Source organism: Sphaerisporangium sp. NPDC004334 (assembly GCF_053602655.1).
This window is the reverse complement of record NZ_JBSGDZ010000017.1, coordinates 26,024-50,804: the sequence shown is the minus strand read 5'-3', so window position 1 is coordinate 50,804 and position 24,781 is coordinate 26,024. Positions and strand designations below refer to the sequence as shown.

The window sequence follows — 24,781 nt, the reverse complement described above, 5'->3', positions numbered from 1 at the left end:
CAGGGCACGGTGAGCGTCTTGGCTCGACCTTCAAGAGATTGACATGATCAGCGGAAGGAGACGGGGTATCTAAAGGTTCCGCGCTATGAGATGGGGTGGTTACGCATCTGCCCGTCTCTTGGGAGGTGGAGGTAGAGTCGGGCGGTGACAGTGGCGACTCTTTCCCCGGCTGCCGGGCGCATTGTCCATTCTCCTCCCCGGTTCCTGGTCCATTCTGGACATGGCGCGCCCCCTGGGCGTCCGCCGGCGCCTCCGGCGACAGCCGATGGAAGCGGCAATGCACCGCTTTTCTTCATCTCGTACTTCGATCTCGAAACGCGCAGGGTGTGCGTCCAGTGGCTCGTCGATTTCGTCGGCGATTTCACGTTCTTCACCGAGACCGTTCGTGAAGCCGTCCCCGAGCGGCCCGAATGGGAGCCGCTGTTCCGCATGCCCGGCTCCGCGATCTGGCCGAAACCACATCTGCTCGCGCGCTTACCTGAGCAGACGCCATCCCTGGGCGTGCCCGGCGTGCCCGGCGTGCTCGCGGCTCCGCAGGCACGTTTCCCCGTCGCTTCACGAGCATCGCGGCGCAGGGTGATGACCGGCGCCGCGTTCGCGATGGCATTGGCCGCATGCGCGGATGCGAGTCTGAACTTCGGCGAGGCGGCTCAGTTCATCAACCAGGCCACCGGCATCGACCCGTGGATGATCGCGGTCGCCGTCTCCGTCCTGACGGGAATCGCCTTCGACAAGCTGTATCCGCCGGACAAGCCCGGATAGGTCGCGTTCGTGGGTCGAAGGTGCGACAGCGGGCGTTCCTGAAGATCTTCTCCACAGTGGTGGGAAGGGCGGGCGGGCGTCGGCCGGCCACGATGCGACCCGCGATCGGGGAGACAGCGGGTTCCGGGAGGGCCCGCGAGGCCCTCCCGGTCGCTTCAGGAGAGGGTGCCGGCGGAGGCGCGGAAGGAGGTCCGGCCGTCGGAGGTCTCGACGGTGACGCGGGTGCCCGAGCAGGTGACCTTGGGCTCGGCGGTGCCGGGGACGACGATGGTGAGCAGGTCGCCGGCCGCGGGGGAGACGACCACCGAGGCGGGCACCTTGGCCATGTAGGACGGTGAGATCCAGCCCTGGTAGGGGTTGGTCTGGGCCCGCACGACCGACTGGCCGCCGATCGGCGCGCAGGACGGCATGGCGAGCTGCACGAGCGTGGCCTTCCATCCCGACTTGTCCTTCACGACGACCCGGCCGCCGCTGGTGGACACCGGGGTCAGCGCCGGGTCCAAATGCCAGTAGCTGCGGGCCTTCGCGCCGGAGGCCACCGTGTCCAGCACGGCCATCAGGTCGTCGCCGTGGTTGACCAGCACCGAGCGGTTCCTGCTCACGCCATAGGCCTTGTCGGTGAGCTTGTACGACTGCCGGTCGTCCTTGATCGACGAGCGGGTCAGGGACGTCGCCGTGCGCCCGCGGAAGGGCTTGCCGACCACGACGGGCACGTTGTGCGCCTCGGGCGACATGGTCCAGTAGCGGTACGCCGTCCGCTCATAGGAGTGGAACCCGGCCTCCACCAGCACGTCGTGCCCCTGCGCGTAGTAGGTCACGCCCAGGTGGTCCTCGTGCCCGTGGAACTTCAGGCCGGGGCCGAACCTGATCGAGTAGTACGCCGATTCGGGCTTGTCCCACGCCGTCCGCCCGAAGACGTAGCCGGTCCGGAACACCTGCACGGTCTTGTTCGCGTGCTTGTACCCCGCCGGCTTGACGTCCGCGCCGCCGTCGCCGATCGGGACCATGAACCCGCTGGGCTCGGTGGCATGGGTGATGTACCCCTCCAGCGACTCCCAGCGCTTCTCGATCTCGGAGGGCACCTTCCTGCCGCAGTCGGTGATGGCCTCCATGCCGACCTTCAGCCGCTCGTGCACGTAGATGCCGTAACGCGGGGCCTGCTCCTGCAGTGCGCCCTGGGAGTCGATGTCGAGCTTCACCGAGCCGGTCATGCGGCGGACGGCCAGGTCGCTCCACTCCTTGTGCCCGGTGCGGCAACCGATGCGCAGCAGGGCGATGTCCTGATCCATCCCATGGTTGTGGCCCTTCTCGTACAGGGCCGGGTCGGAGAGCATCCTGGCGTGGTCGACCAGGCTGCCGGTCAGCCAGGACGCCTTGACGTGGCGGCTCAGGCAGACCAGCACGGGCGCGCGCAGCGCGATCGGGTGCTCGTCCCAGGCGTAGGCGCTGGCGCGCGAGCTGCCCCGGGGGTTGCTCTCCACCCAGCTCTTGACCAGCGCGGTCGCGCGGTCGAGCAGCTTCTCGTCCCCGGAGGTCTCGTAGTCGGCGACCAGCCGGCCGACCCAGCGCAGGGAGGAGAACACCATGTCCCAGGAGCGGTTCTTGTACGGGCTCCAGCGCCAGTTGATCGTGGTGCCGATCTTGACGGGCGGCAGGTCGAGGAACTGCACCTCGCCGGACATGACCTGCGCGGAGGTCGGCGTGGCGGGCAGCCAGTCGCCCTGGCATTCGGCGCTCTGCTTCACCGCCGCGGCCCCGGCGGAGCGGTCGGCGCCCGCGGGCGCGGCCTGGAAGGTCCAGCCCCAGGTCAGCAGAAGGGTGGTGAGGAAAGCGAGGGCTCGTGTCCGGCGGCGCACGCCAGTTCCTTCCGTGACCGAAAAATGGGGGGAGGATCATGCTGGTCAAATCATGATGAACAGGTCAAGTCGCCGGGGTCTCTTCCGTCGCATCGTTAACAATCAGATGCCTCGGACCCAGGCTTCTCCCAGGTGTAACCCGCATTCGGGCCGCCCCGACGGGCCTGCCGGTCCGCCGCTCCCCGCGACATCGCCCTCCGGGCGTCACAGGGACCGCTCACCGCTCTGTCCCTCCAATGGTCACCGAGAACCGGTCACCGCTCTGTCCCTCCGATGGTCACGGAGGACCTGTCACCGCTCGCCGCGCGCCGGTCAGGCCTTCTTGTGGCCGGTGCTCTGGACGACCTCGAAGGTCCACAGTTCCGAGCCGGTCGCGGCCGGTCCCTGGCCATGCCCGTGCCCCTGACCGTGCCCATGGCCCTGGCCCTGCTCGGCCGCCTGGCCCTGGGCGGCGTCGGCGGCGGCGCGCGCGTGGCCCCGCTGGAAGGACTCACTCTGCTGCCAGCGCTGGAAGTCCTCCTCGCTGCGCCACCGCGTGTACACCAGGTAGCGGTCGGTGCCCTCCAGCGGACGCAGCAGTTCGAACCACTCGAAACCGTCCGACGACTCGACCATGCCCGCGCGTCCCGCGAACCGGCGTTCCAGTTCCTCCCGCATCTCGTCGGGCACGATCAAAGCGTTGATCTTCACAACCGACATGTCCACTCCTCGCCACGTGACGTCGTAGCCAGGCCCACGGCCGCACGCGCGCGGAAGGCGGTGACCGACCCTGACCCGGCACAGCCACCCTACGATCCGCCCCCCTCGCCCACGCGGACGCAGTCCCATCTCCGGTGCCGGCTGATGTTCGGTTTCTCCGATATAGGTGGGCCTTCTCCTGGATACTCGTGCTGCGCCGGGGATCGGGGGAATTCCGGCCTTTGATCAGGGTGGCGGGCAGCGGTGCCGACGCGGGAGGGGCTGTACGGGATCGGTCGGAGGCGAGGCCTCCACATGGGCCGATTCCGGCGTGCCGTTTCTCGGGAATTCGGTGGGATCAGGTGGGGGCGATCGGTGATGAAGAAGGCGTACGTCTCCTCGACCTACCGGGATCTGCGGGACGAGCGCGCGGCCGTACGGCAGGCGCTGCACGAGATGCGCGTCGCGGACCTCGCCATGGAGGCGTACGTCGCCGGCGCCCATCCCGCCGTTGAGAAGTGCCTGGCGGACGTACGGGACTGCGACCTCTACATCGGCATCTTCGCCTGGCGGTACGGCCACGTCCCGCCGGACCACGATCGGGCGATCACCGAACTGGAGTACCGGGCGGCGGTCGAAGCCGGCATACCCGTGCTGATCTTCCTGCTGCACGAGGACGCCCCCTGGCCTCGATCGAAGATGGACACGGACGTCACCCGCATCGAGGCCTTACGCGCCGAACTCGCCGACCGGCACATCATCAGCTTCTTCACCTCTCCGGAGGAGCTGGGCCGCAAGGTCGCGGCGGCCGTCCACCTCGCGCTCGGCGATCAGCGACCAGCTCTGCCCTCCGGCCCGCACCTGGACTCCGGCGCCGTCCGGACCTACTACCAGCGGCTCATCCGGCAGTACAGCAGGCTGGACCTGGAGACGCTGACCCCGCCGCGGTACGCCGACGAGATGCGCTTCGCCCTCGGCTCGGTGTTCGTGGAACAGGACGTCCGGGAGGACGTGCCGCCGCTGGACCTGCCCAAGGAGCTGTGGCAGTGGATCCGCGCCGAAGGGAACCTCGATGCGCGTGATCTTCCACACCATGTCGACCGCGAGGAGGTCCGCCGCCTCGCCACCGCCTACCGGGAGCGCCCTCGGCGCAAGGTGCTGGAGTTCCTCACCGGCGGCGAGGCCCGCAACACCGTGCTGCTCGGCGACCCGGGCGCCGGCAAGTCGACCCTGGCCCGTTACCTGATGCTCGCGCTCGCCGGGCCCGGCACCGAACTGCCGGGCTTCAAGGGGCACCTGCCGCTGCTGGTCGAGCTGAAGTCCTACGCGGGGTCGGGCCGCGCGACGTTCCTCGACTACCTGGACCACCTGTGCCACACCGAGTCGCTCGGCCTGACCTGCGACGACCTGCACGCCTACCTTGGCGCCGGCGGGCCCGCACTGGTCGTCTTCGACGGCCTGGACGAGATCTTCGACCCCGGGGAGCGGGCCACCGTGACGCGGCGCATCGCCGGGTTCGCCGAGCGGTACCCCTCGGCCCGCGTCCTGGTCACCTCGCGGATCATCGGCTACGCCAAGGCCACCCTGGCGGACGCCGGGTTCGCCCACGCCACCCTGCAGGACCTCGACCCGGAGCAGATCAGGTCCTTCCTCACCTCCTGGTACCACCTCGCGCTGCACGACCGCCCCGCCGACGCGGTCAGCCGTACCGAGCGCATCGCGGACGCGGTGGAGAACATCCGGTCGGTGCGCGAGATGGCGGGCAACCCGCTGCTGCTGACCATCCTGGCGATCATCGGACGGCACCAGGAGCTGCCGCGCGAGCGCTGGAAGGTGTACGAGTACGCCGCGACGGTGCTCGTTCAGCGCTGGGACGTCGAGCGCTATCTGCGCGACGAGAGCCCGCACGTCGACCACATCGGCGAGGAGGAGAAGGGCGAGCTGCTGCGCCGGGTCGCTCTGCGCATGCAGCTCGGCGGCCGGAGTGGGACCGGTGGCAACTACCTGACCGCCGAGGAACTGCGGGAGGAGTTCGAGGACTACCTCACGACCCGGTTCCGGCACCCGCCGGCCGAGGCCACGCGCATCGCCCGGGTGATGATCCGGCAGTTCCGCGAGCGCAACTTCATCCTCAGCCGGTACGGCACCGAGCTGTACGGGTTCGTACACCGGGCCCTGCTGGAGTACTTCTGCGCCGAGGCCTACCGCTGGCAGCTCGAACGCGACGGCACGCTGAGCTTGGACGAGCTCAAGACCGAGGTGTTCGGCGCGCACTGGAACGACCCGGCCTGGCGCGAGGTGCTGCGCCTGATCGCCGGCATGGTCACCGACGCCCGCACCGCCGAGATCGTCACCTACCTGGCCGACCAGGTCAACTGGCCCTGGCCCTGGGCCGGCTCCGGCGACGATCTGCCGTGGAACGTCATCCTCGCCGCCCAGTGCCTGGCGGAGAAGCGCCCCTCGGCCGAACTGGAGGAGGCGGGCGGCCGGGTGATCGTGCGTATCGTGCAGACACTGGAATACGGCGGCGACACGCGGGACCTGTTCGCCGTGGTGCTCGGCCTGCAGATGCTGCCCACAGCGCAGGCTCTCGGCCCGGCATGGCCGGGACGCGAGAGCTACCTGGCATGGTTCCTCCGGCGCGGGGCGCACCAGCCCTGGAGATCGGTTGTCGAGGTGGCGGCGGGGATCGCCGTCGGGCTGTTCCCGGACGACCGTCGGCTGCTGGACGCCTTGCTGACGATGGTGCAGGCGCGCTACTCCCGCGAAGGATCCGCCTTCGACACAGACGGTGCGCTGCCGGTCGCATGGCCGTTGCTGATGTCCCCGGCGCAGGAAGCCCTCCAGCGGTTCTTCGGCCACCCGGACCACCGCGCCACTCTGCTGCGCCATGCCATGGAACCTGGAGGAAAGGTACGCGCCGCGGCGGTGGCGGGTCTGGCGGGAGCCCTGGACGATCCCGCTGTGCTGCCACTGATGCTGGAGTGCACGGCCGACGAGGACCGGCGGGTCCGTGCCGCCGCGGTGACGGCGCTGTCGGGCATGCTGGACGACCCGGTGGTCCGCCGGGCGGTGCTGGACCGGGTCGCCGACGCGGCCACGGAGGTCCAGACCGCCGTGGCGCGGGCACTCGGCGGCATCGCCGCCGCCCCCGATGTGCTCCCGTCGATCCTGCGCTGGAGCAGGAACCAGTCCAGCGTGATCTGGGGCACGACTCATGATCGGCCGGCCGTCGTCGCCCGCGGTCATCTCCCCGACATCGCCGGTGATCCTGGCGGGCTGGCCCTCCTCCTGCGGTACGCGGCCGGCGGCGATCACGAGCTTCGCGCGGCCGCCGTCGCCGCCCTCGGCCATGCGCCACCGGACGACCCCGCTGTGTGTGACGCGCTGGTGCGAGCGGTGGCCGACCCGGGCCCGGAGATCCGCGTCATCGCCCTGCGCGCGGCCGCCGGCGTGGTCGCCGATCCGGGCGTGCGCGCGGCCGTGCTGCGGTGCACCGCCGACGAGGACGACGAGATCCGTACTGCGGCGGCGGAGGCTCTGGCGGGCGCCGTCCATGATCCCGCTGTCCAGACGGCGCTCATCGGACTCTGCGCCGACTCCGAGGGCAAGGTCCAGCGGGCCGCCGTGACCGCTCTGGGCAAGGCGGCCGGCGACCCGCAGGTGCGAGGCGTGATCCTGGCGATGGCCGTCGACGGACGACGCGAGAGCAGGGCCGCGGCGATCACGGTCCTGCCGGCGTTGGCCGACGAGCCCGAGGCGCGGCGCTTACTGATCACCGCTGCCACCGACGGGCCCATCGACATGCAGATCAACGCCCTCCTGGTGTTGAAGGAGCTGAGCGGTGACGCCGAGGTGCGTGCGGCTCTGACCGAATGCGCTCGGTCTGAGAGCTCTCGGACCAAGAGAGACATGATCATCCGGCTGCTCGCCGTGCAGGCCCTGGGTCACCGGCCGGACGCCTCCGCGTCGCGTACGGCCCTGCTGGAGCCGTTGATCAGTGATCATGGTGCACGTGCCCAGGCGACGCTGAGGACCCTTGTCTCGCTCCGGCCGACCCATGAGGAGCTGGCGGAGGCGCTGGCGCGTGCCACCCCGTCCGCCGAGCTGAACGAGGCCATCACCAGGCACCTAGCCTGCTGTTCGGCGGACTTCTCGATCGAGGATCTGCCCGATCTGTCGGCGGATACGGCGGCCGAGGAGTGACTGGGCCACTCGCGCCGGTGCTCTGGGAGGGCTCGGCGGGGTGCTGGTGGCGATGGCAGCGGGGGCCGGTGGGCGGCACTAGCCTTGGAGGGTGCGTATCGCAAGGTTCTCCACAGGTGAGGGTGTCGCGTTCGGCGTGGTCGAGGGCGCTCAGGGTGAGGAGTTCATCTCCAGGATCGACGGGCATCCGTTCGGCGCGATCCAGTTCACCGGCGAGCGCTACCCGCTGCAGGAAGTGCGGCTCGTGACGCCGATGCTGCCGAGCAAGATCATCGCAGTCGGCAAGAACTACGCCGAGCACGCCCGCGAGATGGGCGGCGAGCCGCCGGCCGAGCCGCTGATCTTCAGCAAGCCGTCCACGTCGGTGATCGGCCCGAGCGAGGCGATCGCCTACCCGCACAAGCTGTCCGAGCGGGTCGACTACGAAGGCGAGCTGGCCGTCGTGATCGGGCGCCTGTGCCGCGAGGTGCCGGTCGAGCGCGCCCACGAGGTCATCTTCGGCTACACCTGCGCCAACGACGTCACCGCCCGCGACCTGCAGCGCAAGGACGGGCAGTGGACGCGGGCCAAGGGCTTCGACACCTTCTGCCCGCTCGGGCCGTGGATCCAGACCGAGCTCGACCCCGCCGACCTGGCCCTCACCACCACGGTGAACGGCGAGCTCAAGCAGAGCGGGCGCACCTCCCAGCTCATTCATGACATCCCCAAGCTCATCGCCTACATCACCGACGTCATGACGCTCATCCCGGGCGACGTGATCCTTACCGGCACGCCCGAGGGGGTCGGCCCGCTGGAGGACGGCGACGAGGTCAGCGTGGGCATCGAAGGCATCGGCACTCTCACCAACCGGGTGGTCTCCCGTGACTGATCTGCAGGAGGGCTCGGCGGAGCCCACGCTCAGGGTGCGGTTCGCGCCCTCGCCGACCGGCATGTTCCACGTGGGCGGCGCGCGGTCCGCGCTGTTCAACTGGGCGCTGGCCGAGCAGTCGGGCGGCCGCTTCGTGCTGCGCGTCGAGGACACCGACGCCGCCCGCAACCGGCCCGAGTGGACCGAGGGCATCATCTCGGCCCTCGCCTGGATCGGCATCCACGGCGACTCCCCGCACTTCGAGGGCCCCTACTTCCAGTCGGCGTACGAGGAGCAGCACCGCGCCGCCGCCGCCAAGCTGGTCGCGGACGGCAACGCCTACCACTGCACCTGCACCCGCGAGGACGTCAAGGCCCGCACCGGCTCCGAGCACCAGGGATACGACGGGTTCTGCCGCGACCGCGGGCTCGCCGAGGGGGCGGTGCGCTACCGCACCCCCGACGAGGGCATCACCGTGGTGGACGACCTGGTCCGCGGGCGGGTGGAGTTCCCGAACAAGGCCATGGAGGACTTCGTCATCGCCCGCGGCGACGGCTCTCCGCTGTTCGTGCTGGCCAACGTGATCGACGACATCGAGATGCGCATCACCCACGTCGTCCGCGCCGAGGAGCACCTGTCCAACACGCCCAAGCAGCAGTTGCTGTGGCGGGCCCTCGGCGTCGAGCCTCCCGTGTGGGCGCACGTCCCGGTGATCGTCAACGAGAAGCGGCAGAAGCTGTCCAAGCGCCGCGACAAGGTGGCGCTGGAGTCCTACCGCGACGAGGGCTACCTGCCCGAGGCGATGGTCAACTACCTCATGCTGCTCGGCTGGGGGCCGGGCGGCGACCGCGAGATCATGCCGTGGTCTGAGATGGTGCCGCTGTTCAGCCTCTCCGACGTCAACCCCTCCCCGGCGTTCTTCGACGAGAAGAAGCTGCGGGCGTTCAACGGCGAGTACATCCGGGCGCTGCCGCTCGCGACCTTCATCGCGCGCTGCGAGCCCTGGCTCGACCCCTCGTGGGGGCGCGAGACGTTCGCCAAGGTCGCGCCGCTGGCGCAGACCCGCATCGCCGTGCTGTCGGAGATCACGGCCAACGTCGACTTCCTGTTCCTGGACGAGCCGGTCTTCGACCAGGCGAGCTGGGACAAGGCGATGAAGCCGGGCGCCCAGAACATCCTGGCGGGCTACCTCCAGCGGCTGGAGTCGGTGTCGTTCGACCCCGAGTCCTTGAAGACCGCGCTTGAGGAGGTCGGCGCCGGGCACGGCCTCAAGCTCGGCAAGGCCCAGGCCCCCGTGCGGGTCGCGATCACCGGCCGGACGGTCGGGCTCCCGCTGTTCGAGTCGATCGAGGTGCTGGGCCGCGAGCGCGCCCTGGACCGCCTGCGCGCGGCCCTGGCCAAGCTGCAGGACGCGGCGAGCTGAGGCTCCCAGGGCGGCGCCTGAGGCTCCCAGGGCGGCGACCTGAGGGTCCTGGGCGCGGTGACCTGAGAGTCCCAGGCGCGGTGAGCTGAAACTTCCGGGCGCGGTCCGGGCCTTCGGGCCCGGACGCGTCCGTGCCGCGGCGTGGGTCACAGGAGGCCGCGGCGCTCCAGGAGGGGCTCGATGCGCGGGTCGCGGCCGCGGAAGGCGCGGAAGGCGGTCATGGCGTCCACGCTGCCGCCCTTGGACAGCAGCTCGCGGCGGAAGGTGTCGCCGTTCTCGCGGGTCAGGCCGCCGTTCTCCTTGAACCACTCCACCGTGTCGGCGTCGAGGACCTCGCTCCAGATGTAGGAGTAGTAGCCCGCGCTGTACCCGCCCACCCAGATGTGGGCGAAATAGGTGCTGCGGTAGCGCGGCGGCACGAGGGGCAGGTCGACGCCGGCGTTGCGCAGCGCCTGCCGCTCGAACTCCTGGGCGTCGCGGGGCTCCTCGGTGAAGGTGTGCCAGGCCCAGTCGAGCAGGGTGGCCGCGAGGTACTCCACCGTGGCGTAGCCCTGGTTGAACTTCTGGGCCTCCAGCATGCGGTCGGCGAGGTCCTGCGGCATGGGCTCGCCGGTCTCGTGGTGGCGGGCGTAGTTGGCCAGCACCTCGGGCCAGGTGGCCCACATCTCGTTAACCTGCGAGGGATACTCGACGAAGTCGCGTGGCACGGCCGTGCCGGAGAACCTCGGGAACCGCACGGCCGAGAACAGCCCGTGCAGGGCGTGCCCGAACTCGTGGAACATCGTGTTGACCTGCTCCCAGGTCATCAGGGTCGGCTCGCCGGCCGGGGGCTTGACGATGTTGAGGTTGTTGACCACCACCGGCCGGGTGCCCTCGAGCTCCGACTGCTTGACCAGGCTGTTCATCCACGCCCCGCCGCGCTTGGACGCCCGGGCGTAGAAGTCGCCGAGGAACAGCCCGAGCGGGGAGCCGTCCTCGTCGGTCACCTCGAAGACCCGCACGTCGGGGTGGTAGCCGACCAGGTCGGAGCGCTCGGCGAACCGCAGGCCGTAGAGCTTGCCGGCCGCGTGGAAGACGCCGTCGCGCAGGACGCGGTCGAGCTCGAAGTACGGGCGCATCTGGCGGCTGTCGATCGAGTAGCGCGCTTCGCGCACCTTCTCGGCGTAGAACGACCAGTCCCACGCGGCGATGTCGAAGCCGGCCTCGGCGCGCAGTTCGTCGGCCTCGCGGTGGGCGTTGGCCACGGCCGCGGGGGTCAGCTTGGCGAGCATCTCGGTGACGGCGCGCGTGCCCGGCGCGGTCTGGTCGGCGACGACGTACTCGGCGTGGTTCTCGTAGCCGAGCAGCGCCGCCCGCTCGGCCCTGAGCTTCGCCATGCGGACCACGAGCTCGGAGTTCTCTGCGAGGCCCCGCTCGACGGAGGCGCGGTGGATGCGCTCGCGCAGGGCGCGGTCGGTCAGCTCCTCCAGCGCGGCCTGGCCGGTGGGCAGCACCAGGGTGAGGACGTACTTGCCATCGAGGCCCCGGGACTTCGCGGTCTCGGCGGCGGACTTGATGGCGTCCTCGGACAGGCCGTCCAGCTCGGCGGCGTCCTCCACCACGATGGCCGCGGCGTTGGTGGCGGCGAGGAGGTTCTGCTCGAAACGGGTGGAGAGGGTGGACAGCTCCTCGTTGAGGGACCTCAGCCGCTCTTGATCGGCCGGCTCGAGCTCGGCGCCCGCCCGGACGAAGTCGGTGACGTAGCGTTCGAGTAGAAAGCGCTCCTCGGCGTCCAGGCCGTCGACGGGGATGGCCTTGATGCGCGCGAACAGCCGCCGGTCGAGGTGGATGGCGTCGCTGTGCTTGGTGAGCTTGGGCGTGACGTCCTTCTGGATCTCCTGGACGGCCGGGTTGGTGTCGGAGGACGCCTGGTTGAAGAACACCGCCGAGACGCGCGACAGGAGCTCACCGGACCGCTCGAGCGCTGCCACGGTGTTGTCGAAGGTCGGCGCCTCCTCGCCGGCCGCGATGGCCTCGACCTCGGCGAGCTGCTCGGCCATGCCGCGTTCGAAGGCGGGCGCGTAGTGCTCCTCGCGAATCTCCGCGAACGGAGGCAGGCGGTAGGGCAGGGCACTGGGGGCGAAGAAGGGGTTCTCGGTCAACGCGCGGGCTCCTCACGTGGCGACGGCTCTCCTTGCAGCGTTACACAGCCTGGCCGTGCTCGGCACATCAAGCGGCGATCCTGTGGACGACCGCCCGCTTCAGGGGCCGACCAGGGGGAATCTCGTGGTTGGGCAATCGTTTTGGTCTTGGCCCCCAAGCTGGGCTATTCTTTCGGAAGTCGCGAGCGGGCCCGGCGACGAGCAGGGGCCGTGAGCAATGGGGTATGGGGTAATTGGCAGCCCGGCTGATTCTGGTTCAGCTAGTCTAGGTTCGAGTCCTGGTACCCCAGCAGGTTTCCTGCTGAGCGCCTATGTCCGTGAAGGACATAGGCGCTTCGTTTTTTCCGGCGCCGCCTCCCCGCCCGCCGCTGCCGGCGCGCCCGCCGCCGTTCGCCCGTTCGCTCGCTCCCCGTTCGGCTGCCCGCCCGCCCGCTCGCTCCGTTCGGCCGCCGTCCGCCGTCTGCCGTCCGCCGGGTGGCGCCCGCTCCGCCGGGTGGCGCGGGCCTCCGCGCCGGCCTGGTCGATCACGCGGTCCCGCGGCGTGCAGCCTCACCTGGCCGGGCCTGGGCCGACCGGGCCGGGCCTGGGCCGACGGCCGGTGGGCGGTAACGGTTTGGTCGTGCTCTGCGGGGTGCGGTAGAGTTACGGCCGTTGCCGGGGCGTCCGCAAGGGCGCCTCCGTCGATTAGGACAGCTGCAGGGTCCCGTCGTCTAGTGGCCTAGGACGCCGCCCTCTCAAGGCGGTAACGCCGGTTCGAATCCGGTCGGGACTACTCTGCAGTGACATGGCCGCAAGGCCTGTCGGCCTGGCTCCGTCGTCTAGTGGCCTAGGACGCCGCCCTCTCAAGGCGGTAGCGCCGGTTCGAATCCGGTCGGGGCTACACCGCAGCTCGGGAACCCTCGGAAGCTCGTCTTCCGGGGGTTTTTCGCATTTCCCCCCCTCTTTCGCAGCGCGGGTCCCCGCGGACGGTCGGTCCGCGGGGACGGGCGCAGGAGCGGAGCGGGCGGCCTACTCGGCGGCGTCGGGCGCGGCCTTGGAGCGGGCCTTGAACAAAGCGCGCTTGGCGGCCTTGGCGACCTGCTTGTCGGGGTGGGCCTCGCTGATGGCCTCCAGCAGCTCCTCGACGTGCGGGTGCGGCATCTTCCAGATCACCTCCAGCAGACTGCTCAGCACGGGCGCCGGGCCGATGTCGTGCAGGCTGCTGACGAACTCGGGCCGGCCGAGGCCCGCCGAGATCGTCCACATGTCCAGGATGAGCCAGTGGGTGTCGCTCTGGCTCGGCTCAGGCGCGTCGTCGATGCCGAGCTGGGCCAGGTGGGTGGCGGCGTAGGGCCGCAGCGACGGCTCGTTCAGCGCCTCCCGCCAGGCGGGGACGGCGACCGGCCCCAGCGAGCCGACCAGGCTGGCCGCCTGGACGCGGATCAGCGCGTCGGCCTCGTCCTCCGCGGCGGCCTCCAGGAGCTCCTCGGCGGCCGTCGCGGGCTCGCGCAGCCGCATCCAGGCGGCGAACTCGGCGTCGGCCTCCTCCTCGGGCAGGTCGGCGCTGAGCGACAGCAGGTCGAGCGCGGTCATCGCGTCGATCGCGGGACGCGCGTCCACCTCGATGTCGTCGTCGTCCAGCAGGTGGACCACGCCCTCGGTGCCGAGGGGGGTGAGCCGCACGCGGTCGTCCTCGACGGTGACCATGCCGTAGCCGGAGAGCCACTCGACGACGGAGGCGAGCGGGTCGCCGGCCTCTTCCCAAGCGGCACTGCCGAGGTCGTCGAACTCGGCGGCGGCCTCGGCGAGCTCTTCGCGCAGCTCGCCGAGCGGCCGTTCGCCCTCGGCGACCAGCAGCCTGACGAGCAGCGCGCGGGTCAGGCCGGAGAGCGCGAGCGTCAGATCGTCGTCGTCCAGCTCGGGGTCGCCGTAGTCGACCGAGTGGAGCCCGAGCATCCAGGCGTCCAGGACGTCCTCGTCGTTCTCGAACGGCCAGGCGGCGGTGTCCGCGTCGACGCTGACGGTGTCCTCACCGTCGGGGGTGAGGAACTCGAGGTCGACGGCGAGGTTCCACAGGTTCCACAGGGCCGGGACGGCGTGGGCGAACGGCTTCTCGTCCGGCTCGGGCAGCCCGAGAACGGCCAGGGCCTGGCTGATCTCGTCGTCGCTCAGCAGGCTGTCCTCGCCGACCTTGCGCGACCTGCCGACCCAGACGGCCAGGTCGCGGGCCTTGTGGATCAGCGGGACCTCCCGCGCCGCGTCGGCGAGCTCGGCGTCGGGGCGCAGGCGGATGGTGGGCAGATCGGCCAGCTCGTCGGTGAAGGGCTCGAAGTCGCCGAGACCCTCGACCTCTTCCTCGTCGAGCTCGTCGTCCTCCTCCTCCCAGTCACGCTCGCCCAGGACCTCCTCCATGGCCTCGACGAAGTCCTCCTCGACGGCGTCCAGCTCGTCGAGGAGATCGTCCAGGTCGTCGGAGCCCTCGGCCAGGCGGCCGGTCTCGGACAGGAAGGTCAGGTAGGAGCGCACGGCCGGGACCATGCCGTCGGCGGCCGCGTCGGGATCCTCGACGACCTGCGGGAGGCGTTCGACCAGCACCATGCGCAGGTCTTCGCGCTTCCACAGGTGGACGTCGTCGCGAGCGATCAGGCGGTGCCAGAGAGCGGCGGGTCCCACCAGGTCGGGATCACTGTCCGGTGCGTTGTCGGGTGCCCAGAGAATGAACTCTTGAAGGAGGGGACGCAGCTCCGTCGCGGCTGCCTCGATGCGATCTGTCACTCCGCCAGGCTAGTGCTTGGCGGCGGCCGTCTCTAATCAGTTCGCACGGGTCGGGGACCGGCACCGTCGGCCGGGCGCTCCCGGCCGGTCACCGATCAGTTGGCGCGGCGCATCGCCTCGGTGATGCGCTCGGCGGCGGCGACGACCGGAGCGGCGTGCATGCGGCCCGGCGTGCGGGTGAGGCGCTCGATCGGCCCCGAGACCGAGACGGCGGCGATGACCTTGCCGCCCGCGCCGCGGATGGGCGCCGAGACGCTGGCCACGCCCTGCTCCCGCTCGCCGACGCTGTGCGCCCAGCTGCGCCTGCGCACGCTGGCCAGCGTGGCGGCGGTGAACTTGGCCCCGCGCAGGCCGCGGTGCAGCCGGTCGGGCTCCTCCCAGGCCAGCAGCACCTGGGCGGCCGAGCCGGCGGTCATGGGCAGCGAGCTGCCGACCGGCACCGTGTCGCGCAGGCCGCTCGCCCGCTCGGCGGCGGCGACGCACACGCGCTCGTCGCCCTGCCGCCGGTAGAGCTGGGCGCTCTCGCCGGTCAGGTCGCGGAGCTGGGTGAGGACGGGGGAGGCGACGGCGAGCAGGCGGTCCTCGCCCGCCGCGGTGGACAGCTCGGACAGGCGGGGGCCGAGGATGAAGCGGCCCTGCGTGTCCCGGGAGACGATGCGGTGGTGTTCCAGCGCGACGGCCAGCCGGTGGGCGGTGGGACGGGCCAGGCCGGTGGCCTGGACGAGCTGTGCCAGGGACGCGGGGCCCGCTTCGAGGGCGTTGAGCACGAGGACGGCCTTGTCGAGTACGCCGACTCCGCTAGAGTTGTCCATACCCCGATACTGCCGTCTCGCTATCCGAGATGCAACTGGCATATGGGAGAGGGGCGGGTAGGCTGTCCATATCCCGAAATTTCTGTCTTGTCATATGAGACGTTTTCCGGGGGACCGAGACGCAAGGAGGCGTTCAGGACATGGGTCGCACACTGGCCGAGAAAGTATGGGAGCAGCACGTCGTCCGCCGTGCCGACGGCGAGCCCGACCTGCTCTACATCGACCTTCACCTCATCCACGAGGTGACCAGCCCGCAGGCCTTCGACGGCCTTCGCATGGCGGGGCGCAAGGTGCGCCGGCCCGACCTGACCATCGCCACCGAGGACCACAACGTCCCCACCGTGCTCGGCCCGATCGCCGACCCGGTCTCCAAGGCGCAGGTCGAGACCCTCCGCAAGAACGCCGCCGAGTTCGGCGTCCGCCTCCACCCGATGGGCGACGCCGGCCAGGGCGTGGTGCACATCATCGGCCCGCAGTTCGGCCTCACCCAGCCGGGCATGACCATCGTCTGCGGCGACTCCCACACCTCCACCCATGGCGCCTTCGGGGCGCTCGCCTTCGGCATCGGCACCTCCGAGGTGGAGCACGTGCTGGCCACCCAGACCCTCCCGGCCTACCGGCCCAAGACGATGGCCATCGAGGTCGGCGGCGCCCTGCCGTACGGCGTCACCGCCAAGGACCTCATCCTCGCCATCATCGCCAAGATCGGCACCGGCGGCGGCCAGGGCCACATCGTCGAGTACCGCGGCCAGGCCATCCGCGACCTTTCGATGGAAGGCCGCATGACCGTCTGCAACATGTCCATCGAGGCGGGCGCCCGCGCGGGCATGATCGCGCCGGACGAGACGACGTTCGCCTACCTCCAGGGCCGTCCGCACGCCCCCACGGGCCAGGCGTGGGACGCCGCGGTGGAGTACTGGCGCTCGCTGCGCACCGACGACGACGCCGTCTTCGACACGGTCGTCGAGATCGACGCCTCCGCGCTGTCGCCGTTCGTCACCTGGGGCACCAACCCGGGGCAGGGCGCGCCGCTGACCGGCGCGATCCCCGCCCCCGAGGACACCTCCGACCCGGCGGCCGCCCAGCGCGCCCTGGAATACATGGGCCTCACCGCGGGGACGCCGCTCGGCGAGATCGAGGTGGACACCGTCTTCGTCGGCTCGTGCACCAACGGCCGCCTGGAGGACCTGCGCGCCGCCGCCGACGTGCTGCGCGGACGCACGGTCAAGACGCGCACGCTGATCGTCCCCGGTTCGATGCAGGTCAGGGCCGAGGCGGAGGCCGAGGGCCTGCACGAGGTCTTCCAGGCCGCGGGCGCCGAGTGGCGGCAGGCCGGGTGCTCGATGTGCCTGGGCATGAACCCCGACACCCTCTCGCCGGGCGAGCGCAGCGCCTCCACCTCCAACCGCAACTTCGAGGGGCGCCAGGGCAAGGGCGGGCGCACCCACCTGGTGTCGCCGGCCGTCGCCGCCGCCACCGCCGTCACCGGCCGTCTCACCGCGCCCGCCGACCTGTAAGGAGCTCGCGACCATGGAAGCCTTCACCACCCACACCGGGCGGGCCGTGCCGCTGCGCCGCAGCAACGTGGACACCGACCAGATCATCCCGGCGGTCTGGCTCAAGCAGGTCAGCCGCACGGGCTTCGAGAAGGGCCTGTTCGCCGCCTGGCGCGAGGACCCGGCCTTCGTCCTGAACGACCCGGTCTACGCCGGCGCCACGGTGCTGGTCTCCGGGCCCGACTTCGGCACCGGCTCCTCGCGCGAGCACGCCGTGTGGGCGCTGCAGCAGTACGGCTTCCGCGCCGTCATCGCCGCCCGGTTCGGCGACATCTTCCGCAACAACGCCACCAAGATGGGCCTGCTGCCGGTCGTGCTGCCCGCCGCGACCGTCGAGGCGCTGCAGGCGGCCGTCGAGGCCGATCCGGCCACCGAGGTGACCGTCGACCTGGTCGGCCGCGAGGTGCGCTGGGACGGCGGCTCGGCCGGTTTCGAGATCGACGACTACACCCGCTGGCGCCTGCTGGAGGGGCTGGACGACATCGGGCTGACCCTGACGCACGCCGACGATGTGGCGGCGTACGAGAATGGTCGGCAGCCATGGCTGCCGACGACCGTCTGAACGACACCGCGGGCTCCGAAGACGAGCTGGCGCGGCGGTTGCGCGACGTTTACCGTCGGGTGGCCGCCGCGCGCATGTCCCCCGAGGACAAGGAACGCTTCGCGCGCCGCTTTGTGGCCATATGTGACAGTGCGAAGCGTGATGTCGATCACGCCTGCGCCCGCTTGGACGCCTTTCTCGCCGACCTCGAAGCCGAATCCGACACGCCGGGTAGGCGAAACATCGCGGAATGTGATTGAGTCCTGGCCGTGTGTCCTTTAATTTCAAGCGGGTAAGGGGTTTCTGACCGTTGACTGGTGGGTGCGTGCCGAAACCCCGCACCTGGCACACCGGGTGAGAACGGGGTCGCGCACTGCCGGCCGCGATGTTCATCCTCAGACAGCGGTAACAGGGGGAGCAAGCTAGATGAACAAGCGAGAACTCGTCGACGCGATCACCGATCGGGTCGGCGACAGGAAGACGGCCACAGAGGCCGTGAACGCCATAATCGAGGCCATCCAGCACGCTGTCTCGAACGGGGACAAAGTCTCTATCACGGGCTTCGGAGCGTTCGAGATGGCGCACAAGCCGGCCCGCCAGGCAAGGAACCCTTCGACCGGTGAGCCCATCAAGGTCTCCGAGAGCTGGGCGCCCAAGTTCCGGCCCGGCGCCGACTTCAAGGACCAGGTGAACGCCGCGGGGAAGAAGCTCGCCAAGAAAAAGTGATCACCTGACCCATGAGCACCTGACCGGCGATACCGGCGCCCGGGATCCCCACCAGGGGTTCCGGGCGCCGCCGTCCGTGCCCGACCCTCCGCCCGCGCTCCGCATGCTCTGTCCACAGTCCGCGCCCGGCGCTCTGTCCGTGCTCAGCGTGCTCTGTCCGGAGTCCATGCCCGGCGCTCCGCGTGCTCTGTCCGTGGTCCGTGTCCGGCGCTCCGCGTGCTCTGTCCGTGGTCCGTGTCCGGCGCTCCGCGTGTTCTGTCCGAGGGCCGACCAGAGGGTCCTCAACCGCGCCCCGCGTGTCCAGGGCCGACCTCGCCCGGTGACGTTCCGCGAGGGGCGTTACGCGCCGCTCTCGGGCAGAGGGAAGGTCGACAGGGTGATCACGGTGACGGTGCCGTCGGTGAGGGCGAAGTTCACCCGCTGGCCCGGGCGCAGCAGCCGCAACGGGCCCGCGTCGAAGGCCGCGGCGCCGAAGGGGATCTCGCTGCCGTCGTCGAGGAAGAGCGACCCCGACCGGGTGTCCGGGTCGAAGCTCCGCACCGTGGCCTGCACGCCGGCCAGTCTACTCCGCCGATATTCGTTTGACCGGTCCCCGCAGAGCGGCCATGGTGCCCTCCATGGCCACGACCGACACGACCGACACGCCGGACACGCCGGACACGCCCGACGGGCCGGACACGGCGGACGTGTCAGATGCGGCGGATGTGACGAATGCCGCGGCGGACGTGCCGAATGTGGCGGACGTGCCGAATGCGGCGGATACGCCCGATGTGCCGGACGCGCCCGACCGCTCCCGTGGATCCCGTGGTCTCTGGCACGGCAGGTCGTACGTCCTGTTCGTCGGCGCCGACGCGGTCAGCCAGGCCGGCGCGCAGGTGAGTCTGGTCGCCCTGCCGCTGGTCGCGGTGCTGAGCCTGCACGCGGGGCCCCTGCAGGTCGGTCTGCTGACGGCCGCCCAGATGGCGGCCTTCCTCCTGATCGGGCTTCCCGCCGGGGTGTGGGCCGACCGGCTCCCGCGCAGGCGCATCCTCGTCGCGGCCGACCTGCTGCGCGCGGTGGCGCTCGCGAGCATCCCCGTGGCGGTGGTGGCCGGCGGCCTGTCGCTGCCCCATTTGTACGCGGTGGCCTTCGTCACCGGGGTCGGCACGGTGTTCTTCGACGTCGCCCACATGAGTTTCCTGCCGTCCATCGTCGACCGGCGCCATCTCGCCCGGGGCAACGGGACCATCGAGACCATCCGCTCGACGGCTTCGCTGGCCGGGCCCGGCCTCGGCGGGTGGCTCGTCCAGGTGGTCACCGCGCCGCTGGCCCTGCTCGCGGACGCCGTCAGCTACGCGCTGTCGGCGGTGATGCTCAGCGCGATCCCCGCCGCCGGGATGCCGCCGCCCCGCGCCGACTCCGGCAGGCCGAGTCTGTTCATCGAGGTCGCCGAGGGGGTGCGCTACGTCGCGGGCCATCCGGTGCTGCGCGTCATCGCGCTCGTCGGCGCCCTCAACATGCTGGGGTACGGCGCGTGGACGTCGGCTCAGGCGCTGTTCGTGCTGCGCGAGCTCCGGCTCGGCCCCGGCCTGTACGGCGCGGTCATCTCCGCCTCGGCCGTGGGAGGCCTGCTGGGCGCCGTGGCCGCGCCGCGCGCCGTCGCCCGCTGGGGGACGGGCCGCACGCTGTACGGCGCGGCGGCGGTCGCGCTGCCCGCCACCCTCGTCGCGTGCCTGGCCGCGCCGGGCTGGCGCGTCGCGCTCTTCCCGCTCGGCCTGGCCGTGGCCGGGCTCGCGGGGACGGTGTTCAGCGTGACGCAGCTGAGTTACCGGCAGGCGATGTGCCCGCCGCACCTGCTCGGCCGGATGAACGCCTCCATGCGGTTCCTGATGTGGAGCGCCATGCCGTTCGGCGGCATCCTGGGCGGGCTGGTGGGGGAGTGGCGCGGGGTCGGGGACACTCTGTGGGCGGCGGCGGGCGTCATCGCCCTCGCGCACGTGCCGGTGCTGGTCGCCTTCCGGCGGATCACCCGCCTGTAGCGCCACCGCCCTCCCCGGGGGCACTGGACCCACCGCTGTCCCCGGAGGCACCCGGGCCACCGCCGTCCCCGGGGGCACCCGAGCCGCCGCCGTCTCCGGGAGCGCCGGCGCCCCCGCCCTCCACCGGGGCGCCGGTGTCGCCGTTCTGGCCCGCCGGGCTTCCCGGCTCGATGTAGCTGGCCAGGCCGCGGATGATGATCTCCAGCCCCAGCTCGAACCGGGCGTCGTAGGTGCCGCCGAACATCATGTCCGCCATGGCGAGCAGGTTCGGGAAGCGGTCGGGCGGCAGCGTGTCGAAGTACGCCTTGATGGTGGCCCGCATCTCCTCCCAGGTGCGCGCGTCGGTGTTGCGCTGGCGCTCCTGCCACATGCTCTGCTCGTAGGTGAACCCCTCGAGGAACGTGGAGATCATGTCGCCCGCCGTGGCGGCCACCCGGTCGGGCAGCCCGGCGGCGCGGAAGATGGCGAGCATGCGCTCGACGTGCGGGAGCAGTTCGGGGCTGAAGGGCACATGGGCCATGGAGATGCGGGCCATGTCGCGGTGGCTGAGCAGCCGTGCCCGGCCCTGGACGGCGTAGTCCCTGACCTGCTCGCGCCAGCGCGCGGGGTCGGGCTCGGGGAGCTCCTGGCCCTCGAACAGCCGGGCGTACATGCGCTCGAGGAGCTCGTCCTTGCTCGCGACGTGGGCGTACAGCGCCGAGACCGCGACGCCCAGCTCGGCGGCCACCTGGCGCATGCTCAGGCCGTCGTACCCCTCGCGGTCGAGCACGGTGAAGGCGGCATCGACGATGCGGCCGAGGGTGAGCGGCACGCGCACGGGGGCGGCACGCCGGCGTGACCGCTCCCAGGGGGGCGCGGGGACCTCGTTCTCCTCACTCCGTGGCTCGCTCATGCCTCACCGCCTCGTTCCTGATCGCTACCCACGGAGTCTAGTTGGCCGGTCGAACGCCGCTCGCGGTGGTGAACGCCGCTCTTTTTCGCGATATATCTTGTGTCGTGGTTGAATGCGACATATCTTGAGAACGCCGAACAGGACTGCGAACGCCGTTCAAGTGTAGAACGGTGATCAGCTATGGTGAACACTGTTCAGATCGACGATGCCGGCCGCCCGGCACCGACCCTTCGCAGAAGGAGTTCTCATGAGCACCACAGACGCGACCGCGCCGGCGGCGCCACCCGGGACGGCGCCCTACCGCTGGCGGTGGGCGGCCCTGTTCGTGATCCTCGCCGCCGAGGTGATGGACCTGCTGGACGCGATGGTCACCAACATCGCCTCGCCGACCATCCGCGCCGAACTGGGCGGCAGCGCCGCCGTCATCCAGTGGCTCGGCGCCGCCTACACCTTGGCCATGGCCGTCGGCCTCATCACCGGCGGACGGCTCGGCGACATCTTCGGCCGCAAGAAGATGTTCATCATCGGCGCCGCGGGATTCACCCTCGGTTCCCTGCTGTGCGCCGTGGCCCAGGGCCCCGAACTGTTGATCGCCGCGCGCGTCGTCCAGGGGCTGTTCGGCGCGGTCATGCTGCCGCAGGGCCTCGGCATGATCAAGGAGATGTTCCCGCCCAAGGAGATGCAGGCGGCGTTCGGCATGTTCGGCCCGGTCATGGGTTTGTCCTCGGTGGGCGGCCCGATCCTCGCCGGCTGGCTGGTCGACGCCGACTTCTGGGGCACCGGCTGGCGCATGATCTTCCTGATCAACCTGCCGCTGGGCCTGGCCGCCGTGCTGTTCGGGCTGCGCTTCCTGCCCGAGTCGCGCTCGCCCCACCCGCTCAAACTGGACGTCGCAGGCATGCTGCTCGCCTCGCTGGCCGGCCTGCTGATCATCTTCCCGCTGGTGCAGGGCCGCGAGCACGACTGGCCGCTCTGGTCGTTCCTGATGATCGCCGGCTCGGTCGTGGTGTTCGCCGTCTTCGGCTGGTACGAGTCGCGCAAGGCCAGGGCCGGGGGCGACCCGCTCGTCGTGCCGAGCCTGTTCCGCAAGCGCGCCTTCACCGGCGGCCTGGCCACCGGGCTGGTCTTCTTCTCCGGCATGATCGGCTTCACGCTGGTGTTCAACCTCTACACCCAGATCGGCCTCGGCTACTCCACCCTCAAGGCCGGCCTGTCGATGGTGCCCTGGTCGCTCGGCATGGTCGTCGGCTTCGGCATCGCGCAGCCTCTGCAGAAGTACGGGCGCAAGCTGTTGCACGGTGGCACCCTGCTCATGGCCGTCGGCGTGCTCGCGATCCTGGTCACGCTCAACCTCGCGGGCGTCGGCGTCACCCCGTGGCAGCTCACCCCCGCCCTCGCGGTCACCGGCATCGGCATGGGCCTGCTCATGGCGCCGTTCTTCGACATCGTGCTCGCCGGCGTCGAGCAGCACGAGACCGGCTCCGCCTCGGGCACCCTCACCGCCGTCCAGCAGCTCGGCAGCGCGTTCGGCGTGGCGCTGCTCGGCACCGTCTTCTTCGGCCTGCTCGGGGGCAACGTCGGCGCCGCCGCGGACGACAACGCGCCGAAGCTGCGCGCCGAGCTGGCCGCCGTCCAGGTGACCGGCGCCCCGCAGGACCGCCTGGTCGAGGGCGTGCGCGCCTGCGTGCACGATCGGGCGGTCGCCAAGGACCCGGTGCTGGTGCCCGCCTCCTGTGAGCGGCTGCAAACCGACGCGGCGTCGGCGGCCAAGGGGCCGGAGGCGGGCGCGGCCATCGGCAGGGCCGTCGCGTCGGCCGGGACCGAGGCGGCCAAGCAGGGCTTCAGCGTGGCGATGAAGACGATCCTGTGGGTCGTGGACGGCATGCTGCTGCTGACGTTCCTGGTCGCCTTCCTGCTCCCCAAGCACGCCCGCGAACAGGACGAGGTGGGTCACTGACCGGTGGGCACGTCCCTGCGGGGCACGCCTTCAGGAAGGAGTCTCCCGGGTGGGGGACTCCTTCATCGTCTCCACCACCTCCCGGGTGCGGGGGCCGACGCCGAGGGCCAGGGCCGCCGCGAGGTCCGCGGGGGTGTCGACGTCCGTGCGGACCGACACGATGCCGTCGGGCGTCAGCTCCTTGGCCCCGCCGCCCAGGTGCCTGGCCCGCGACTCCCCGCCGAACCGCGGCCGGAAGGCCACGCCCGGACGCACTCCGTAGAAGGTGGTGCCGACCTCCGCGGCGTCCGGGACGAACGCCTGGTCGAACTCGGCCGCCGCCGCCAGCGCCACGCCCAGCTCCGCCGGGCGCAGGGCCGGCAGGTCGGCCTGGAGCGCGCCGACCGGCCCGTCCGGCGCCAGCCCCAGGGCATGCGCCGCGCCGGCCCGCAGCGCGGCGTTCAACCCGGCCTGTGGGTCGGGCACCACGTGCGCCCCGAGCGCCGACAGCGCCTCGGCGGGCACCGGGTCGCCGGTGACGACCACGACGCGGGCCACCGCCGGGCAGGCCAGCGCGGCCGCGACCGTGTCGCAGGCGATCGCCACGGCCAGCGCGGCCCGGTGCGGACCCGCCGCCGCGGCCAGGCGTGTCTTGGCGGCGATGAGGGTCTTGACCGGCACCACCATGGTCCAGCCGGGCCGCGGGCCGGGCCCGCCAGGTTGCGTACGGCGCATGGCTTAAGCATCCCGCCTCGACATTCCGTGGAGGCACCCGGGAGACTGAGGGCGCACAGGCATGACTGGAGGAGTCGATGAGCCGCCCCGGACGTCCGCCCATTTTCTGGGAAGCCCTCGTGGTCGCGATCGTGAAGACGGTGTTGCTGCTCTTCACCAAGCGCGACTGGCGGGGCCGCTCCAACGTTCCCCGCAAGGGCGGTGTGATCATCGCGGCCAACCACCTGTCGTGGAGTGATCCGCTGCTGTTCGCCCACTTCGCCTACAACAACGGCCGCTGGCCGGTGTACCTGGCCAAGTCCGGGGTCTTCGACATCCCGGTCATCGGCACCATCGTCAGGAAGTGCAGGCAGATCCCGGTGCACCGCGGCAGCACCGACGCCGCGCGCTCGCTCAAGGAGGCCGAGCAGGCCCTCAGGGAGGGCTCCTGCGTGATCTTCTACCCCGAGGGCACGATCACCCGCGACCCCGAGTTCTGGCCCATGGGCGCCAAGACCGGCGTCGCCCGGCTGGCGCTGGCGACCGGCGTCCCGGTCATCCCGGTCGCCCACTGGGGCGCCCAGGAGCTGCTCCCGTACGGCCAGAAGAAGCCCCGGCTGTTCCCCCGCAAGACCTTCCGGGTGATCGCCGGGCCGCCCGTCGACCTGTCCAAGTACGCGGGCCTGCCGATGCGCTCCCAGGTCCTGAAGGAGGCCACGGCCGACATCATGGCCGCCATCACCTCCCAGCTCGCCGACCTGCGCGGCGAGAAGGCGCCCGACGCCCCCTTCGGCGAGCCCGAGACCCGCGCCGGGTGACGGCGCTCCGGCGGCCTCGTCCGCCGGCGTCGCGGTGGCCATGACAGTGAACGATCCGGCGGTGACCGTCAGAGACGGCCATGTGCCGCGGAGTGGGCGTA

At 71.0% G+C, this 24,781-nt stretch carries 19 protein-coding genes and 3 tRNA genes; 14 read left to right on the top strand and 8 right to left on the bottom strand.

Annotation, left to right across the window (positions count from 1 at the left end):
• Positions 1 to 144: 144 nt before the first annotated feature.
• Entirely contained in the window at positions 145 to 762 is a 618-nt protein-coding gene (locus ACWEN6_RS22890; RefSeq protein WP_452572597.1) for a hypothetical protein, read from the top strand.
• 155 nt (positions 763 to 917) lie between these two features.
• Here the strand turns inward: ACWEN6_RS22890 and ACWEN6_RS22885 are convergent, their stop codons facing one another.
• The gene (locus tag ACWEN6_RS22885; protein WP_452572595.1) at positions 918 to 2,618 is read right to left on the bottom strand and encodes a heparinase II/III domain-containing protein; all 1,701 of its coding nucleotides are present in this window, start codon (positions 2,616 to 2,618) and stop codon (positions 918 to 920) included.
• Positions 2,619 to 2,930: 312 nt separating this feature from the next.
• Positions 2,931 to 3,317: an antibiotic biosynthesis monooxygenase family protein gene (locus tag ACWEN6_RS22880; protein ID WP_452572593.1), complete on the bottom strand. Its 387-nt coding sequence runs from the start codon at positions 3,315 to 3,317 to the stop codon at positions 2,931 to 2,933.
• 357 nt (positions 3,318 to 3,674) lie between these two features.
• On the opposite strand from ACWEN6_RS22880, the gene ACWEN6_RS22875 reads away from it, so the two are divergent.
• The 3 genes from ACWEN6_RS22875 to gltX all read left to right on the top strand — a co-directional run bounded on the left by ACWEN6_RS22875 (position 3,675) and on the right by gltX (position 9,772).
• Positions 3,675 to 7,502, top strand: a complete 3,828-nt coding sequence (locus ACWEN6_RS22875; RefSeq protein ID WP_452572822.1) for a HEAT repeat domain-containing protein — start codon at positions 3,675 to 3,677, stop codon at positions 7,500 to 7,502.
• A 91-nt stretch (positions 7,503 to 7,593) separates the two neighbouring features.
• Positions 7,594 to 8,370 carry a fumarylacetoacetate hydrolase family protein gene (locus tag ACWEN6_RS22870; protein WP_354847428.1) on the top strand — a complete coding sequence of 259 codons (777 nt, stop codon included), beginning with the start codon at positions 7,594 to 7,596 and terminating at the stop codon, positions 8,368 to 8,370.
• A 61-nt stretch (positions 8,371 to 8,431) separates the two neighbouring features.
• A complete protein-coding gene (gltX, locus tag ACWEN6_RS22865) occupies positions 8,432 to 9,772 on the top strand; it encodes a glutamate--tRNA ligase (RefSeq protein WP_452572820.1) in 1,341 nt (446 codons plus the stop codon).
• Between the two features lie 146 nt (positions 9,773 to 9,918).
• On the opposite strand, the gene ACWEN6_RS22860 is transcribed toward gltX, so the two are convergent.
• A complete protein-coding gene (locus ACWEN6_RS22860) occupies positions 9,919 to 11,913 on the bottom strand; it encodes a M3 family metallopeptidase (RefSeq protein WP_452572591.1) in 1,995 nt (664 codons plus the stop codon).
• A 218-nt stretch (positions 11,914 to 12,131) separates the two neighbouring features.
• Between ACWEN6_RS22860 and ACWEN6_RS22855 the strand changes: the two genes are divergently transcribed.
• The 3 genes from ACWEN6_RS22855 to ACWEN6_RS22845 all read left to right on the top strand — a co-directional run bounded on the left by ACWEN6_RS22855 (position 12,132) and on the right by ACWEN6_RS22845 (position 12,793).
• Positions 12,132 to 12,203 (top strand) — tRNA-Gln (locus tag ACWEN6_RS22855).
• A 409-nt stretch (positions 12,204 to 12,612) separates the two neighbouring features.
• Positions 12,613 to 12,685 (top strand) — tRNA-Glu (locus ACWEN6_RS22850).
• A gap of 35 nt (positions 12,686 to 12,720) precedes the next feature.
• Positions 12,721 to 12,793: transfer RNA gene (locus ACWEN6_RS22845), tRNA-Glu, on the top strand.
• Positions 12,794 to 12,921: 128 nt separating this feature from the next.
• On the opposite strand, the gene ACWEN6_RS22840 is transcribed toward ACWEN6_RS22845, so the two are convergent.
• A complete protein-coding gene (locus ACWEN6_RS22840; RefSeq protein WP_452572589.1) occupies positions 12,922 to 14,565 on the bottom strand; it encodes a hypothetical protein in 1,644 nt (547 codons plus the stop codon).
• 197 nt (positions 14,566 to 14,762) lie between these two features.
• Positions 14,763 to 15,479, bottom strand: a complete 717-nt coding sequence (locus ACWEN6_RS22835) for an IclR family transcriptional regulator (RefSeq protein WP_354847437.1) — start codon at positions 15,477 to 15,479, stop codon at positions 14,763 to 14,765.
• A gap of 140 nt (positions 15,480 to 15,619) precedes the next feature.
• Between ACWEN6_RS22835 and leuC the strand changes: the two genes are divergently transcribed.
• From leuC to ACWEN6_RS22815, 4 genes are all read left to right on the top strand, one after another.
• A complete protein-coding gene (gene leuC, locus ACWEN6_RS22830; protein ID WP_452572587.1) occupies positions 15,620 to 16,996 on the top strand; it encodes a 3-isopropylmalate dehydratase large subunit in 1,377 nt (458 codons plus the stop codon).
• Between the two features lie 13 nt (positions 16,997 to 17,009).
• On the top strand, positions 17,010 to 17,597 hold the full coding sequence (leuD, locus tag ACWEN6_RS22825) for a 3-isopropylmalate dehydratase small subunit (RefSeq protein ID WP_354924907.1): 588 nt from the start codon (positions 17,010 to 17,012) through the stop codon (positions 17,595 to 17,597).
• Positions 17,576 to 17,836: an SCO5555 family protein gene (locus tag ACWEN6_RS22820; RefSeq protein WP_452572585.1), complete on the top strand. Its 261-nt coding sequence runs from the start codon at positions 17,576 to 17,578 to the stop codon at positions 17,834 to 17,836. The genes leuD and ACWEN6_RS22820 overlap by 22 nt, the downstream gene beginning before the upstream one ends.
• Positions 17,837 to 18,002: 166 nt before the next feature.
• Positions 18,003 to 18,302: an HU family DNA-binding protein gene (locus ACWEN6_RS22815; RefSeq protein WP_354847449.1), complete on the top strand. Its 300-nt coding sequence runs from the start codon at positions 18,003 to 18,005 to the stop codon at positions 18,300 to 18,302.
• A gap of 339 nt (positions 18,303 to 18,641) precedes the next feature.
• Here the strand turns inward: ACWEN6_RS22815 and ACWEN6_RS22810 are convergent, their stop codons facing one another.
• Entirely contained in the window at positions 18,642 to 18,854 is a 213-nt protein-coding gene (locus ACWEN6_RS22810) for a hypothetical protein (RefSeq protein ID WP_354924909.1), read from the bottom strand.
• Positions 18,855 to 18,919: 65 nt separating this feature from the next.
• Between ACWEN6_RS22810 and ACWEN6_RS22805 the strand changes: the two genes are divergently transcribed.
• Complete coding sequence (locus ACWEN6_RS22805) at positions 18,920 to 20,320, top strand: MFS transporter (protein ID WP_452572583.1); 1,401 nt, start codon at positions 18,920 to 18,922, stop codon at positions 20,318 to 20,320.
• Here ACWEN6_RS22805 and ACWEN6_RS22800 read toward each other — a convergent pair.
• Entirely contained in the window at positions 20,307 to 21,212 is a 906-nt protein-coding gene (locus ACWEN6_RS22800) for a TetR/AcrR family transcriptional regulator (protein WP_452572581.1), read from the bottom strand. The genes ACWEN6_RS22805 and ACWEN6_RS22800 overlap by 14 nt on opposite strands.
• Before the next feature lie 247 nt (positions 21,213 to 21,459).
• On the opposite strand from ACWEN6_RS22800, the gene ACWEN6_RS22795 reads away from it, so the two are divergent.
• Positions 21,460 to 23,169: an MFS transporter gene (locus tag ACWEN6_RS22795; RefSeq protein WP_452572579.1), complete on the top strand. Its 1,710-nt coding sequence runs from the start codon at positions 21,460 to 21,462 to the stop codon at positions 23,167 to 23,169.
• A 30-nt stretch (positions 23,170 to 23,199) separates the two neighbouring features.
• Here the strand turns inward: ACWEN6_RS22795 and cofC are convergent, their stop codons facing one another.
• Positions 23,200 to 23,883 (bottom strand): 2-phospho-L-lactate guanylyltransferase, encoded by a 684-nt coding sequence (gene cofC / locus ACWEN6_RS22790; RefSeq protein ID WP_452572577.1) that lies wholly within the window; start codon positions 23,881 to 23,883, stop codon positions 23,200 to 23,202.
• A 77-nt stretch (positions 23,884 to 23,960) separates the two neighbouring features.
• Here cofC and ACWEN6_RS22785 point away from each other — a divergent pair, with 77 nt between their 5' ends.
• Positions 23,961 to 24,680, top strand: coding sequence for a lysophospholipid acyltransferase family protein (locus ACWEN6_RS22785; RefSeq protein ID WP_452572575.1), 720 nt, complete (start codon positions 23,961 to 23,963; stop codon positions 24,678 to 24,680).
• Positions 24,681 to 24,781: the final 101 nt, after the last annotated feature.